At 55.8% G+C, this 14,222-nt stretch carries 13 protein-coding genes and 4 pseudogenes; 9 read left to right on the plus strand and 8 right to left on the minus strand.

Annotated elements, in window-relative coordinates; translation table 11 throughout:
* Positions 1 to 8: 8 nt before the first annotated feature.
* A complete protein-coding gene (locus ACFQJD_RS00725; protein WP_193569536.1) occupies positions 9 to 449 on the plus strand; it encodes a hypothetical protein in 441 nt (146 codons plus the stop codon).
* A 330-nt stretch (positions 450 to 779) separates the two neighbouring features.
* On the opposite strand, the pseudogene ACFQJD_RS00730 reads toward ACFQJD_RS00725, so the two are convergent.
* A pseudogene (locus ACFQJD_RS00730) lies at positions 780 to 1,231 on the minus strand (transposase); the annotation flags it as partial.
* 73 nt (positions 1,232 to 1,304) lie between these two features.
* Here ACFQJD_RS00730 and ACFQJD_RS00735 point away from each other — a divergent pair.
* Positions 1,305 to 2,195, plus strand: a complete 891-nt coding sequence (locus ACFQJD_RS00735; RefSeq protein ID WP_379795447.1) for a universal stress protein — start codon at positions 1,305 to 1,307, stop codon at positions 2,193 to 2,195.
* 216 nt (positions 2,196 to 2,411) lie between these two features.
* Here the strand turns inward: ACFQJD_RS00735 and ACFQJD_RS00740 are convergent, their stop codons facing one another.
* Both ACFQJD_RS00740 and ACFQJD_RS00745 read right to left on the minus strand, forming a co-directional pair.
* Positions 2,412 to 3,008 (minus strand): YqaA family protein, encoded by a 597-nt coding sequence (locus ACFQJD_RS00740; protein ID WP_081927538.1) that lies wholly within the window; start codon positions 3,006 to 3,008, stop codon positions 2,412 to 2,414.
* Between the two features lie 4 nt (positions 3,009 to 3,012).
* Complete coding sequence (locus ACFQJD_RS00745; protein ID WP_231554321.1) at positions 3,013 to 4,341, minus strand: hemolysin family protein; 1,329 nt, start codon at positions 4,339 to 4,341, stop codon at positions 3,013 to 3,015.
* 221 nt (positions 4,342 to 4,562) lie between these two features.
* Here ACFQJD_RS00745 and ACFQJD_RS00750 point away from each other — a divergent pair.
* Positions 4,563 to 5,626 (plus strand): annotated as a pseudogene (locus tag ACFQJD_RS00750) (CNNM domain-containing protein).
* Between the two features lie 47 nt (positions 5,627 to 5,673).
* Here the strand turns inward: ACFQJD_RS00750 and ACFQJD_RS00755 are convergent.
* Together ACFQJD_RS00755 and ACFQJD_RS00760 are read right to left on the minus strand one after the other, a co-directional pair.
* Positions 5,674 to 5,961: an amphi-Trp domain-containing protein gene (locus ACFQJD_RS00755; RefSeq protein WP_049987556.1), complete on the minus strand. Its 288-nt coding sequence runs from the start codon at positions 5,959 to 5,961 to the stop codon at positions 5,674 to 5,676.
* A gap of 44 nt (positions 5,962 to 6,005) precedes the next feature.
* Complete coding sequence (locus tag ACFQJD_RS00760) at positions 6,006 to 6,161, minus strand: DUF7567 family protein (protein WP_379795894.1); 156 nt, start codon at positions 6,159 to 6,161, stop codon at positions 6,006 to 6,008.
* A 99-nt stretch (positions 6,162 to 6,260) separates the two neighbouring features.
* On the opposite strand from ACFQJD_RS00760, the pseudogene ACFQJD_RS00765 reads away from it, so the two are divergent.
* Both ACFQJD_RS00765 and ACFQJD_RS00770 read left to right on the plus strand, forming a co-directional pair.
* Positions 6,261 to 7,120 (plus strand): annotated as a pseudogene (locus tag ACFQJD_RS00765) (M48 family metallopeptidase).
* Positions 7,121 to 7,357 carry a hypothetical protein gene (locus ACFQJD_RS00770; RefSeq protein WP_049987701.1) on the plus strand — a complete coding sequence of 79 codons (237 nt, stop codon included), beginning with the start codon at positions 7,121 to 7,123 and terminating at the stop codon, positions 7,355 to 7,357.
* Between the two features lie 805 nt (positions 7,358 to 8,162).
* Here the strand turns inward: ACFQJD_RS00770 and ACFQJD_RS00775 are convergent.
* Complete coding sequence (locus tag ACFQJD_RS00775; protein ID WP_248898244.1) at positions 8,163 to 9,182, minus strand: hypothetical protein; 1,020 nt, start codon at positions 9,180 to 9,182, stop codon at positions 8,163 to 8,165.
* A 273-nt stretch (positions 9,183 to 9,455) separates the two neighbouring features.
* On the opposite strand from ACFQJD_RS00775, the gene ACFQJD_RS00780 reads away from it, so the two are divergent.
* Complete coding sequence (locus tag ACFQJD_RS00780; protein WP_248898243.1) at positions 9,456 to 10,082, plus strand: DUF502 domain-containing protein; 627 nt, start codon at positions 9,456 to 9,458, stop codon at positions 10,080 to 10,082.
* Between the two features lie 63 nt (positions 10,083 to 10,145).
* On the opposite strand, the gene ACFQJD_RS00785 is transcribed toward ACFQJD_RS00780, so the two are convergent.
* Together ACFQJD_RS00785 and ACFQJD_RS00790 are read right to left on the minus strand one after the other, a co-directional pair.
* The gene (locus ACFQJD_RS00785; protein WP_165896083.1) at positions 10,146 to 10,448 is read right to left on the minus strand and encodes a DUF7521 family protein; all 303 of its coding nucleotides are present in this window, start codon (positions 10,446 to 10,448) and stop codon (positions 10,146 to 10,148) included.
* A gap of 2 nt (positions 10,449 to 10,450) precedes the next feature.
* Positions 10,451 to 10,849, minus strand: coding sequence for an ArsR/SmtB family transcription factor (locus tag ACFQJD_RS00790; RefSeq protein WP_379795451.1), 399 nt, complete (start codon positions 10,847 to 10,849; stop codon positions 10,451 to 10,453).
* Between the two features lie 415 nt (positions 10,850 to 11,264).
* Between ACFQJD_RS00790 and ACFQJD_RS00795 the strand changes: the two genes are divergently transcribed.
* The 3 genes and pseudogenes from ACFQJD_RS00795 to ACFQJD_RS00805 form a co-directional block, all read left to right on the plus strand.
* Positions 11,265 to 11,753 carry a hypothetical protein gene (locus ACFQJD_RS00795; RefSeq protein WP_379795453.1) on the plus strand — a complete coding sequence of 163 codons (489 nt, stop codon included), beginning with the start codon at positions 11,265 to 11,267 and terminating at the stop codon, positions 11,751 to 11,753.
* 11 nt (positions 11,754 to 11,764) lie between these two features.
* Positions 11,765 to 12,949 (plus strand): tubulin/FtsZ family protein, encoded by a 1,185-nt coding sequence (locus ACFQJD_RS00800; protein WP_165896084.1) that lies wholly within the window; start codon positions 11,765 to 11,767, stop codon positions 12,947 to 12,949.
* Positions 12,950 to 13,484: 535 nt separating this feature from the next.
* Positions 13,485 to 13,660, plus strand: a pseudogene (locus ACFQJD_RS00805) (DNA polymerase I); the annotation flags it as partial.
* Positions 13,661 to 14,222: the final 562 nt, after the last annotated feature.

Raw genomic sequence — 14,222 nt, forward strand, 5'->3', positions numbered from 1 at the left:
CCCGGGGAATGGACGAGCGGTTCGAGGATCCCTCAGACGAGGTGGATGAGGAGGACGCGGTCGCAGACGAGGAGACCACAGAGACGTCGGAGGAATCGGAAGAACAGGGTCGTGAAACTGCGGCAGCAACCGAGGATCGATCAGATCAGCAGAGAACCGCATCCACGACCGATACTGATTCGTCGACCAGTGAGGCAGGAGAGACAGATGACGAACCACTGAACATCCGCGAAGATTGGGATTCAGCCACGATATACGTTGAACCGGAGCAAAGCGAGGACATCGAGATCACGTTCACTCGCCTGAAAAAGCAGCTCAAACGCGAGGACATCACGCTGGAGAAAAACAAGCACTTCTACCGCGGTGTTTTCGAGGTAGCGTTTGGCGAGCACCAGGAGGAAACGAAGGAGAAGATTCGCGAACTCGCCAAGGAAGACGCCGATCAGTGAATCACTGATTCACAGAAACTGGAATGTTATGAGGATGGCCCCGGCTTCGAACGAGGATCTCAGAATCGACCTTCTCCTGTTCTTTTGAATGCCAAAATGAATCGTCATTCACTATACGATCGGGTCGTTGGTGGGAAGGTCCACAGTTTCGGAGGATACGTTATTTTCTTCCAGATTTTGGCTTGTCCTCCGTGACTGTCGCGGTAGCTGGGTCATTCCAGCATCGGACGCCTCCGGAATCTGCCACTCTTACAAAATTTCGTGGGAATCTGGTGGTTTCGGAGAGCGTCGCCACTCTTGCGCAAGCACTCCCGACGGGATCAAAGGCCCTCAGTCAGGCGGAATCAACGCTGACGCGATCAGTTCCACACACTCACCCGCGGTCAAGACGGGTGCGTAGTCCACCTCGCCGTCGACGCCCGCTTTCAGCAGGAAGTCGGTAAGCCTCCAGATGTTGTAGAGCACCACCGCGAACACGAAGTAGAACAAGCGGACGCGGTAGTCCTTCGAGGACGTCTTCGTCAAAAATCACCCTTGATGGACTTGTACTCGTTCTCGATCTGCCAGCGGCGACTATACCGCCGACAGAACGTCTCGGCCTCGTCGGGGCCAACTCGGAGATTCGTCGCGAACACGGTCGTCCCCTCGCCACTCGTCAATGGGACGTACAGGAACCGCATCGAATGTGATCCCACGTCAACATAGACGGAGGCCGGCTCAACAGCCACCTCCTGGTCGTCCTCGTCCATCCGCTCGATCACCTCGCGTTCGGAGCTGGTGATCCCTATGACGTCTCGGGGGTCAGTTGATGCAAAACCATTAGCGATGTCCCATCATAGCCCTCGGTACTGGACTATGTACGAGGACATTCTCTTCCCGTACGATGGGAGCGACGGTGCATCAGCCATCCTTGAGCACGCCGCTGACATCGCAGACTGGGTAGACGCCACGGTTCACGTCCTCTTCGTCGCAGACACGACGCGCGACTCCGTGACTGTCGTTGAGGGACGAACCGTCGACGCACTCGCACAACAAGGCGAAACCACGGTCGAGGAAGCGGCGGATGCACTAACAGCCCGAGGTGTTGACTACGACACGGACGTCGTCCAGGGGAACCCAGCACCGACGATTGCCGAGTACGCAGAGCGATACGACTATGACCTGATCGTAATGCCAACGCACGGTCGCGAGGGACTCTCTCGCTACATCATCGGCAGTGTCACCGAGAAAGTCATCCGTCTGTCTTCGATCCCGGTCCTGACGGCACGGATGCAACCCGACGAACGACTGGCGTTTCCGTATGAGAATATCCTCATTCCAACGGACGGAAGCACTGGGGCGGTACATGCCGCTGAACACGGGCTCTCGCTCGCGGCGGCGGTTGATGCGACCGTTCACGCACTGTCGGTCGTGGACGATGCCTCACTCGGGTTAGACGTCCGCTCAGCAGCCTCTGAATCGGACGGTGAACAGGCCGCGACCGACGCTGTCGATGACCTGGTATCGGAAGCAGACTCGTATGGTGTCCGGAACACCGTCACGCACATCGAACACGGGGATCCTGCGGAGGAAATCCTCGAATGCATCGACTCGAATGACATTGACGCCGTCGTGATGGGGACCACTGGGCGACGTGGGACGGATCGAATCCTCCTCGGCAGCGTCGCGGAGAAGACAGCGCGGTCTGCACCGGTACCTGTCATTACGGTCGCTAGGAATCGTAACCCACGGCCTTCAGTTGTATAGTCGTCACCGGGCATCGTCTCAGCGATCGTGATTTTTTGCGTCGCCAAAGCCACAGCTGAGCAATTGTATAGTATGCCCTGTTCGTTGGGGGTCACTCGATGGAAGGCTCCAGCTCGTTCTCACCCCGTCGGCTACCGATGAACCATATTCTCCCACCTGGTGTAGCCGTCAGTCGCTCACGTCTCCCAGTCGTGACGATTCGCGTAAAGATCCGTCTTAGATGATGGTGATAACTCCGCCAAAGAAGCCGATCGTGACGACAAGTCGGCCAAGACTACCGACGAACGTCGCGATTGCGAACTTCACATAATCTTCTTCGAGGATCGAAAACGCGTAGATCGACAGCGTATCCGGGAAGAAGGGTACACACAGCGCGAGCGCTAAGCCACCGTATCCGTACTGCCGAGCGAGCGTCATCGTCCGCCGTTCCGACCACTCGAGAATGTCGAACCGAGAGCGACGTAACCACCGAACGACGGGCCCCGCGTGTTTCACCTCCTGACCGAGGTGAAACGCAACGAGACTACCAACGGCCTTTCCCGTCGCGCTTACGCCCATGATGACACCCAACCGAGTCCAGAGGGGTAGCCCGAGATCGAGTGGTGCCGCAAGCACAACCTCGCTTGGGCCGGGAAGCGCGAATGCAATCAAAAACGAATAGACGAAAATAATCCCCAATCCCGGCCAGCCCGTCGCGCTATCAATGGCGGCGTGGCCGTACTCCAGCAGTACGGTTGTAACCTCACTCAATGAGATGTAGAGTGGGCGCGGATTCGCGGAAAATCGGTTCACAACGGTGAGTGACGGATACATCTGGTTACTCACCGGTCGAACGCTCGACGGACAGTTTTTCTCGGGATTCGGTTCCGCCACGCGATTGGGTGTCCACCTCTCCCGTTTGAATCCGAACTTGCGTTATGCGGGTCTGGTCAACTGATTCGACCCGTAGTCGAACCTCATCACAGTCGAACGTTTCTCCCTGCTCGACTAACCTGCCCGCCCGATTAAACAGGAGTCCCGCGATCGTCTCGAACTCTTCCCCATCCGGCAGTTCTAGTTCGAGCGTCTCGTTGACCTCGCCAATGTCGACGTCTCCACGCACGAGCGCCGTCGTGTCGTCGAGTTCCGTAATCGGGGCTTGTTCCCGGCCTTCGAGGATTTCACCGACAATCTCCTCCGTGAGGTCTTCGACCGTCACGAGTCCCTCCGTCGTCCCGAACTCGTCGATGACCACCGCCATCTGCGTTCGCGACGTCTGCATCTCTTCGAGCAGTTCGTCGACGGACTTACTCTCAGGCATATGCTGGGGCGGGTCCAGTAGTTCGAGGTCGCCAACGAGCGTCTCTCCGGGAGTGCCACGCTGCTGTGCCCGGGTCAGTTCGTGTATGTCTGCAGTTCCGACGATGTTGTCGAGCGTTTCTGCGTAGACAGGGAGTCGCCTGTGCCCGCTTTCGAGACACTTGGTGATCGCATCGTGGAGCGTCTCCGTCTTCTCGATTCCAGTGATGTCCAACCGTGGAGTCATGACCTCCTTGGCAATCGTGTTTCGGAAGCGGAAGATACGCTGAAACATCTCTCGTTCATCTTCGTCGATGACGCCCTCGCGCTCGCCCGTCCGAATCATCTCCTGGATCTCATCGCGAGTCACGTACGAGTCCTCGATTGCCGCTCGTCCGCCCGTCACGCGATTGACGAGCCGTGTGAGGTAATCGAACACGATGACGAGTGGGAACAAGATGTACTCGGCGAGTTTGAGCGGGCGTGCGATCCGGAGCGCCCACGATTCGGTGTTCTCGACAGCGTAGGATTTCGGGGCGCTTTCGCCAAAAAGCAGGACGATTGCCGTAATCCCGAACGTTGAGATGAGCACCGCAGGCCCCGGGTCGAAGTAGAAGCCGACGATGGCGGTCGATATCGAGGACATCGCGATGTTGACCAGATTGTTGCCCACGAGAATTGTCACAAGTAGTCGGTGGGGGTTCGACTTCAGATCGGCAACCGTGATGGCACCAGGGCTGCCTTTTTCGACCAGTGCATCAATGCGGTGCTTGGCAAGCGAGAACAACGCAATTTCCGAGGACGAAAAGAACGCAGAGAGGACGAGGAGCACGAAGAGAACCACACTTCCAATGAGCGTGATCGACATCTCGGAGTAGAGATTTCTGGAAGTGGCCTGGAGAGCATAGAATCCAATATCGAAGTGGGCTGTGTCGAGTGACGCTACCATATACCTACGTTGCTCATTGTTTAACAAGCTGGTATAGCCCTTCTGATGGATCAAACGTGAGAGGGTGCCATTAGTTTCAATCACCGAATTTCGCCGAGATTCCTGTGCTTATATACCACCTGATCCAGTAGCGTGGGGTAATGACCCCGCTTGAGCTGACGCTCCGCCTAGTTGCTGGCGTTCTCCTCATACTGACCAACGGCTTTTTCGTAGCGATCGAGTTCGCGTTGACACGAGCGCGTCAATTTAGTGAAGCGGAATTCGTCGACGGAAATCCGACTCTCGAACGGGCCTGGGAGATGACGAATAATCTGGAGATCTATCTGACCACGTGCCAGGTTGGTATTACGGCCTCCAGTATCGCAGTCGGGATCGTAGCCGAGCCGGCTCTCGCCGCGCTCTTCGAACCGTACTTTGCCAATACCGCACTGGCGTCCATCGGTGCAGGTGCGATCATCGCCTTTGCGATCATCAATCTCCTGCATCTCACCCACGGCGAGCAGACACCGACGTATCTCGGCGTTGAACGCTCCCGGATGGTGTGTCGGTACGGGGCCACACCTCTGTACTGGTTCAATTGGCTTATCTCTCCGCTCATTACATTCGGCGACTGGATCGCCAAGGCCACGCTCAAGCTGTTCGGCGTCGAGATGACCGGTGCGTGGCTCGAAACCGAAGAAGAGGTCCTCGAATCACGAGCCCAGCTCCGCAATCGCCTGCACTCGCTTCTCGAAGAGGGCGAACTTCCGGAGGAGCGCCGCGACGAAGTCCTTGGCGCACTCGACATCGACGAACTCTCGATCAGCGAGATTATGGTTCCAGCAGACGACATTATCTCCCTCTCAACCACCCGCTCAGTCGACGAGAACTTTGATTGCATCCGAAACACGCCACACACCCGATTTCCACAGTTGGTGAGGAGCTGACCGACTTCCACGGAATCGTGTACGCACCGTCGATCATCGACCACTATGAGGATCTCGTAGACAGCGACATCTCCTTCAAAGAGATCGCGGCCCCTCCAATGACACTCGCGGCGGAAACGAACGTCAGCGATGCATTCGATCAGTTCCAGGCCGAGGACCAGGAACTCGCGCTCGTCCTCGAAGATGGTGACGTCGTGGGACTCCTCACCGCAACCGACGCTCTGGAAACGGTAATGGGCGAACTCGAAGACCCGCTCGACCAGCAGGTGTCGACCTGAACTGATATAACGGAGATGTGAAGGTCGTTAGAACCTCCTTGCCGTACCTACTCGATCTCGAGACTCCCAGAGTTGCCCTCGCCGCCCTTACTGTTCTCGTCCCATTCAAGTTCGAACTCGATGCTCAATTCTCCAGGGCCATCAGTCGGTCCTTCGCGTTCGGCTTTCACTTCGAATGTCGGCCGTGCTGGAGGATCCATCGTGACGGACTCTGCCCCCGATTTCAGGGTGATCGGACCTCCCTGTTCGAGCTTTTCGGCGACGCTCCGGAGGTACGACGCGATTTCGTCCCGGCTCTGGGCGCTTTCGGATTTGAACAGCACTTCTTCGGGCATACACCACGCTCTACATTTCCTGCTCGGATAAGTGGCCCTCTCATCTAGCAAAGGGAATCCGCCGCCCTAAGCCAGATGTGACACGTCTTCAGCTCCTCGAAGTCGTCAAACTCGCCACACTCGACCGGCTCCCAGTCCTCTCTGGGTGCTGGACTCCACCAGTCGACCTCGTAGGCACCCGGTGCGCCGAGGAACTTCACTGACGTAGCAATAGATGATCTAATCGTTATGTAGTAACCGGGTTTATAAGACTGACTTCGTAACCAACCCGTATGAGACATTTCGGGCTCAAGATCCGGATGGCATTCGTCGGTGCTATCCTCGCAGCGTTCTATCTCGTCGCTGTTGCTGTCGCGATGGTGGTGTTCGGCCAGGGAATCCTCCCGATCGCCATCGTCGGCAGTCTCCTCCTCATCGGCATCCAGTACAAAATCGGGAAGTGGGCTGCCTTACGAAGCGTCGGTGCCGAGGACCTCTCCGAGACCCAGTACTCGCAGATTCACCAGTTCGTCGAGCAGGTCTGCCGCGACAAGAATATGAAGAAACCGTCGCTGAAGATCGCCAGCATGGGCGTACCGAACGCGTTTGCGGTTGGCCGTCGCGGCAACGGTACCGTCGTCATCTCTCGGGAACTCATCCAGCTGCTCGACCGCGACGAACTGAGGGCGTCATCGCCCACGAAATCGCCCACATCGACAACCGCGACGTCATCACGATGCAACTCGGACAGGGCATCGCCTCGATCGTGGCGATCGTCGCGCAGTTCGCTGTCCTGTTCACGGGCGACAACGACCTCGCAGACTTCTTCCTCGCCATCGTCGTCGGCAACATCGTCCAGTTCGTTGTGATGATCTTCGTGCTCGCCATCTCTCGGTACCGCGAGTACGTCGCCGACGCCGACGCGAGACGTGCCATCGGCTCCGGCGACCCGCTCGCCCGTGCCCTTGAGAAAATCGATCAGGGTAACCAGCAAGCCCGCGAGTCAGCCCGGAATGCCCAGCGAAGTCGTGGCCGCGCCCGCGGTGACCGGCGCCGCGACGCGAACATCGACCAGCAGGTGAGCGCACTCTGTATCTCCAGTCCCGACCGTGGCTTCCTCCAGCGGATCGTCTCGACGCACCCGCCAATGGAGAAGCGCATCGAACGGCTTCGCTCGTAGATGCCCGGGATACGCGAACTCCTTGCGGTCGTCCTCGGCGCCGCGCTCGGCGTCGCGTTCCTCGCCGCGCCGCGAACCATGCTCCGGATGTCCGTGTTCGTCGGCCCGACCCGTCGACGCCGCGGGGACTACGGCACTGACGAAGCGATTTCTGCCCGGTGGACGTGGGTCGCCCGTGGGCTTGGTGTCGTCTCTCTCGCAATAGCTGCGTTCATCACCTACCAGACGTACGCCTAACCGTCGAACTGCTGGGCGATGTTGGGTCGGTTGTTCTTGGCGGCATACAGTGCATCTTCGTTTCTAAAGCTCTGTTGGGAGTGGAACATCCAGAGTGTCCGTGGACAGAGCCCGCGCTGATGTCCGAGGAGGAGCCATCTCTCCTCTATAAAGAACACGGCTAATCTCTTGTTTTTCGCCTTCTGAAGGCGACCTCCATATCTAAAGCCAACAGAGCTCACAGTCAATCAAAATGGCGACTACTGAAGAACAGACGAATTCCCTCCCAGTAGACGAGCAGTTGACCAAAGTGCTTGTCCACTGTGGTGGTGTTGGTGGTGGTACGGCTCTACTCATCTATACGCAGTCATGGTACGCGGAGAGCCTCCAGGAGAGTCTCCCTTTCTTACTGCTCGGATTGCTCTTCTGGCTAATCACTATTGGTGCGTTCTCTTGGACAATGTGGGAATTTATCATTCCAACATTCGTGGCTTCAGATCGCTAAGGAGAGAACTCGCCCAACTAACTGCAACGGACTCGGACGTGGAAACATGGAACCAAAGATGAACACACGTGTTCGCGCTGTGGAACAGCCTTTCCGATCACAACACGACACACAGAGATTGTTCGGCGAGATCTCGTCGATACGCCCCAGCCGCCGTGTCTCGAACGGCTCTGTGCAGACCCCTGGGAAGTATATATCGAGGAGTTTCTGGGCAGGGATTTCGATGGTGGACGCAATGAGTCCGAACTCACTCAATCAAAGTGAGTTGTGTCCTTCCGCCCTGATTCACACAGCTATCGATCGAGTGGGAGGGCGACGAAATTAGCGCCGACGCCAGGCGATGTATCCACCCACCGCAGCAATACCGACCACAATCGCAGCTATCGACTGATAGACTGTGGACGCGGGACTCCGCCGCGAGTTCCACTCCTCCATCCAGTCCTCTTCGAGTGATTCGGCCCGGTCTTGGACGTCGTCGAACTCGAAGTCGTCGAGGCCGAGTGCTGCGGTTTGGTTTGCAGCGACAGCCGACTCGTTATGGACCCTCCAGAAGTGTTGTGCCGTCTCATTTCCGCGTTCGGGAACTGACGACACGTTCATCGCGATGGTCTCGCTCGTGCTGGCCACCTCGCCGAGCGGCTCGGCAATACTGCTGTATCCGAGATGATCCGAGAGATCGTCTTTCGCGTCGAGCGTCGCTGCGTACTGATCATAGAGCCGTTGGGGGTCGACGTCAGTTCCGTTCTCCCGCTGTTCGAGCAGTTCGATGAGAGCTGTCGCATTCGACCGGTACGCGGTCGAAGCGTTCTCGAAAGAGCGAAGTTCCGGGTGCAGTTCGCGTGCGGTTTCGTTGAATTCGGGGATCTGGGGTGCTGCCTCGACTGACGCGTTATAGACCGTCGTCCCGTTTTCACGGACCGCTTTCATCCGCTCCATGTACACGAGCGTCTCGTTGATTGCAGTGGCCGTCGATGAGACGTTGGTTGCTGCCGTGCTGGTGTTCTGTGACGTCGTGCGGAGTTGATTGATGTCTTCCGCTCCGAGGTCTTGAACGGCCCGTCGTTGTGCGAGTGCTGTAAGAACCGCTTCAGCAGTTGATTCCGAGGTGACACGCTCACCATTCGTATAGATGTCAATGCCACTGGCCCAGGAGAAGACGTTCTTGTGTTCGTAGACGCTGTACTGTTGTCCGTCAACGGTGATGTCCGCAATATGGGTCGTGTCTTGGTCCAGCAGTACCGGCTGGGGATCTGACGCTCCCTGCGCAAGGGCGCCCATTGGCGTTGCGCCCACCAAGAACATTATGACCACGAGGCTAGTAACAAGTTTTCTTCCGTTCATCGTCCACGTGTGACCTTACGTTGTGCTGATAAGGAAGGAGATGGAGCGTTACAAATGACGAAACTGTAGGAAGTCTCCGAGAAGCTGGTCGCTATGTGGTACCAGCTTTCGGGGAATGAAACTATGAACGAGGAATTATGACTCATCTCTGCTTTCGATCCGGTAGCAGGGCCAATTCACTCCAAGAAATCGATGTGGATATTTTGCCGTCTCACGTTATGACTCTTATCTCTACCAAACGCGATGACTGCTGGGGGTGGCTGGATTAATTATATGCCTGGCCGATTCACAACGTGGCGAGGAGATGCAGCGAGTGGTCTCGTTGTTCTTGCTCCGCTTCTCGTCATAGCGTATGTTGTCATATGGATATACAGTGTGCTTGCTAGTTTCCCGGTATTGAATGCTGTGCAGCCACCAATCGTTCGCGTCGCAATCGTTCTCGCCGGGTTCGCTGGGCTCGTCTTGGTCACCGGCTCATTAATGCGGACGACGACTGGAACAATCGTTGAAGCCACACTGGATACGCTCGTGAATCGTATCCCTGGATTGCGAATCGTCTATAACGCCTCGAAAATGGGAATCGAGACGGTTGTTGACGGCACTGACCACCTACGCACGCCAGTGCGAGTTGAAACGTGGCCCGGGATGTATATGACTGGATTCAAGACTGGAAATCGTGCGTCGGATGGACGTGATGTAGTGTTCATTCCGACGGCACCGAACATCACAACAGGGTTTGTCGTTGAACTTGAGACGGAGGACGTAACAGAACTCGATGAATCCGTTGAGGATGCCCTCATCCGCATTATTAGTTGCGGGTTTGGAGAAGCCCCACAACCGGATGCTCTAAATGAAGAAGACCGACCACCGAACTCACCGTCACCTACGACAACTGATTAATCCAACGGATTATGATCAACCAAGTCCGGAATATAGCGTCCAACAGGCTTTCGTCGTAAACAGTCAGTACCGAGATAGGGCATAGAAAATAACGACAAGTCCTGCAGTAATAACCAGGCTATCAAGCGTTTGAAGCGCAAGCGATTCACGGGCACCAAGATTGTAGTCTTGCCGAACACCGAGTTGATAGATGATGTCGAGGAGGCCACCGAGAGTGATGAGTGCGAAACCTCCTGCTGCGAGGCGGAGGCTGTGTTGTTGAATGCGAAGATAGGCTCGATAGCTGAGCACGGTCAAGCTTCCTCCGGCGATGAACAGGAGTGAATTGGCTACGAGGAAACTCCAGAACTCCGGCGGCTCAGCCATGATTATCCACCACTGAGATCAGACGACGAACTATCACGGTGACGAGAGTCTGCGTTCGTATCGTTTGAGACCTCTGTCGCTCCCTTTTCGAGGTCGTTCCAGAAATCCGTGAACTTGTCAGAGTAGTCTTTCTTGAGCTGGATATCGATATCGAACTGTCCTTCGTCAACCTGGAACCGTGCCTCCTTGAGACTCGTTCTGAATCGTTTGTAGTGATGGCCCTCATCGTCGAGTTCCATCTGTTCGTCCAGCATATCGTATTCCTGGAGCGCGTGAATCCGTCGATAAATCGTTGGCTCCGAGACCCCACAGTGTTCGGCGAGTTCGGTGGCTGACAGGGGTTTGAGGCTGGCTAACGCAAGAATTTGCCGAGCAACCTCGCTCCCGAGGACGTCGAACACGTTCTCTGGCTCCCATTCTTTGCTCACAGTCCATGCCACCTCTGCGTTGCTTCCCCGCGTATGTACGATTGAGGGATTGGCTTCACGGTCCGAAGACGTCCCGCAACCGTTCGTATTCAGTTTTTGCTACGGTTGTCGTATCAATCTTTCCTAATAGTGTCGGGTTCCGTAGTGGAAAGGGGCAGGGGTGGGGAAGGGAGCTACAGACGAGGGGTGGGCACGACGAATCGAAGGGTACCTCTAATCTGTTTTCAACCGGCTTTTGAGGTATCGTGATCTCCGTTCACCGTGGGTTTCCGGATATCATAGATACCCAATCAGAGATTTGAGTTCGTTCCTTGTTAATGGGACTCTGGGATTCGCTATCCGAAACCGTGCTTAACGGAGATACCATTGGCGAACGATTGCACGAATAGTGCCCGTGCAGGATGTCATATTGAAGCTTTCACTTCTAGACGAAATGCTGACTGAACTCGTTCGTTCTGTTCGCCAATGGATGTCCGCAATCACGGTCTCGGATGAAACCAAAATCGCCCTTGTTGCGATCGGTGTACTGCTCGTCTTCGGGTATTTCTTCGTACTCCCCGTCTACGACGTCGCCGCCATTCCCATCCTGCTATCGCGGTCAAAGCACGGAAGGTGCAACAGGATACCTCAAAAGCAGATGACTGGGTTGTTGTCTGCCAAAACTGTGGCGCACGGAATCCCGTCGGATATCGATACTGCCACAATTGTATCAACCGGTTACCTTCGACGGTTCGGAGATCCTGGGACGATGATCGAATGTCTGACCAGTGAATCGCCGCGGGGGTCACGTCCCGGGGCATTCGCTCCGACCAGATGTACACCGCTTCACTACCCGAAACCGGGAAACTGGCTTTACAAACTGTTACCGGGTAGGTAGGGTGGTCCCATATGAAACTCGGCGTCGTCGGTCTCGGCCAAGCGGGTGGGAAAATCGTTGATGCCCTCCTTGAGTACGATCAGCGAACGAACAGCCACATCGTCCATGATGCACTCGCGGTCAACACAGCAACGGCTGATCTCAACGCACTCGAGCACGTTCCAGCGGACGCACGGGTACTCATCGGGCAGTCACAGGTCGGCGGGCAGGGTGTCGGTGGCGATAATGAGCTTGGTGCCACAATCACCACCGAAGATATCACCGAGATCCAGCACGTCATCGACACGATTCCTGTCCATGAAATCGATGCGTTTCTCCTCGTCGCTGCCCTCGGTGGAGGGACGGGAAGTGGTGCCCTTCCCGTCGTCGGCCGGCACCTCAAGCAGCTGTATACTGAGCCGGTTTATGGGCTCGGCATTCTCCCGAGCACCAATGAAGGCGGGCTCTATTCACTCAATGCCGCTCGCTCCTCACAGACTGCTGTCCGGGAACTGGACAACCTCCTTGTCTTCGATAACGACGCCCATCGACAGGCAAACGAGTCACTGACGGGCGGATACACAGCGATCAATCGAGAGCTCGCGACTCGCCTTGGCGTCCTCTTCGGAGCGGGTGACATTGACATGGGAACCGCGAATCCAGAAAGTGTCGTCGATGCAAGCGAAATCATAAACACTCTCAAGGGCGGTGGTGTCTCCACACTCGGATATGCCTCCCAGCCACTCGACGAGGAGAACGGTGCTGAGTCGGCAGGCCTCCTCTCCCGATTTACGAGTGGGTCTTCCCCGGATTCAGCTGGGGGAACGAATCGGATAACAAGTCTCGTTCGCCGTGCAACCCTTGGCCGTCTCACCCTCCCAGTCGAACCCGCCAACGTCTCGATCGACCGCGGCCTCGTTATCGTCGCCGGTCCCAGTGACAGTCTCACCCGTAAAGGAATCGAACGTGGGCGAACATGGGTAGAAGAGCAAACCGGGTGTCTTTCGATACGTGGCGGTGATTACCCACTTCCAGAGTCGAACACGGTCGCAGTCGTTGTTCTGTTTTCTGGTATATCAGGTGCTGATCGACTTCGAGAATTGCGATCAGTCGGAAGTGAAGCACAGACCACGAATTCGGAGAGGGCTGGGTCCTCGGATCGCCATCTCGAATCGATTCTTGGAGATGATGCGGACGAACTCGACTCGCTTTTTTAATACGACATTCTCCCCCAATTTCGGAATGCGCGTCCTCCTCCTTGAGGGCGTTCATGAGTACGCATCTCCGAAAAAATAATCAGCTATTGCTTTACTCGACTCGAAGAGTCCATCAATATGGAAGTAACGTGCTTCACCTGAAGGTTGACCAGTTAGAGGAGCGTTGGGATATACTCCACAAGCGATTCCAAGAGACGATTGACCGAAAATCGAACACCCGTGTTTCAGCTGTTTTCTGTACCTCACTCGAGTAATGGTCCCCGTCGTGTTCGAATCTCGTCGCCGGGCTACTCCCCGGAACCATCAAAACGTAGCCGCGGTCAGCCTTCGCGATGCCGTCATCCTAATCGTTTCCTCAACAGTCACGTCCCGAGCCTTGTCCTCCTCAACGAGTGTCTCGGGAGGATCGTTTTCTTGAGACGACAACGACCTACTGAACAGAAAGCAAGAACTGGGCAGAGCCTCCGGAACGTCCCAGAAGTTCGGGGCAGAGCAGGATATCCGCTGACACCGAGAAAGCTAAACACAGAATACTCAGGACCTTGCCGTCCATCCCGGACAAGATATCGAGTACGTGATCGTCGACGACGAGAAATCCTCGCGGGACCGCGTTGTCCTCGCTCACAAAGAGATCGACACCTCGATGCATCTCCTTACGATACGCAGCTGGTCCGAGCTGTCGAGAGTATACTGTCTCGCTTTGACTGGAACTAGAACGACATCCGGCGTGAGCTCAGTGGAACACATGTAGTCGGTATCACGGACTGAACCTGACGAACCCCTCCCCCTTTTTCGAGTTGTAAGTCGCGGGGAACAGGCTATCCAAGACGTAGTGTAGCGAGAGTTGAGGTAACTAAAGTTGGTGTAGAGGTGGTAAGACGCGATAATACGCGGGATGAGAACCACAAGCGAGATGGAGTCGTTATCTACATCCCGAGACATCAATCGTCTAGCTCAGCTAGACGATATATTCTATTCGTCTCTAGTACGGTTATGGTAAGATAGGGTGTGACATAAACTTTCGCATATCTAGTTGTGAGTTGGAAGATTAGACACTCAACCTATCTATCGTGCATATTCGCCACTATCGGCTGCTTTGCAGTCCCTCTTGCTGTTCACCCCCTCCCCGAGGCTACGAGTTTACAACTCGAAAAAGGGGGAGGGGGTGAAACATTCGAGATCACCAAAGCGGCTTCACCAGCAATCATATCCGAAACCTGGTATTCCTCTCACTCGTGAACGGATTCTACGAGCGTCGTTCGTTCGCAATCAT

It is taken from the genome of Haloplanus sp. GCM10025708 (assembly GCF_042663985.1).
Classification (GTDB): Archaea; Halobacteriota; Halobacteria; order Halobacteriales; family Haloferacaceae; genus Salinirarus; species Salinirarus marinus.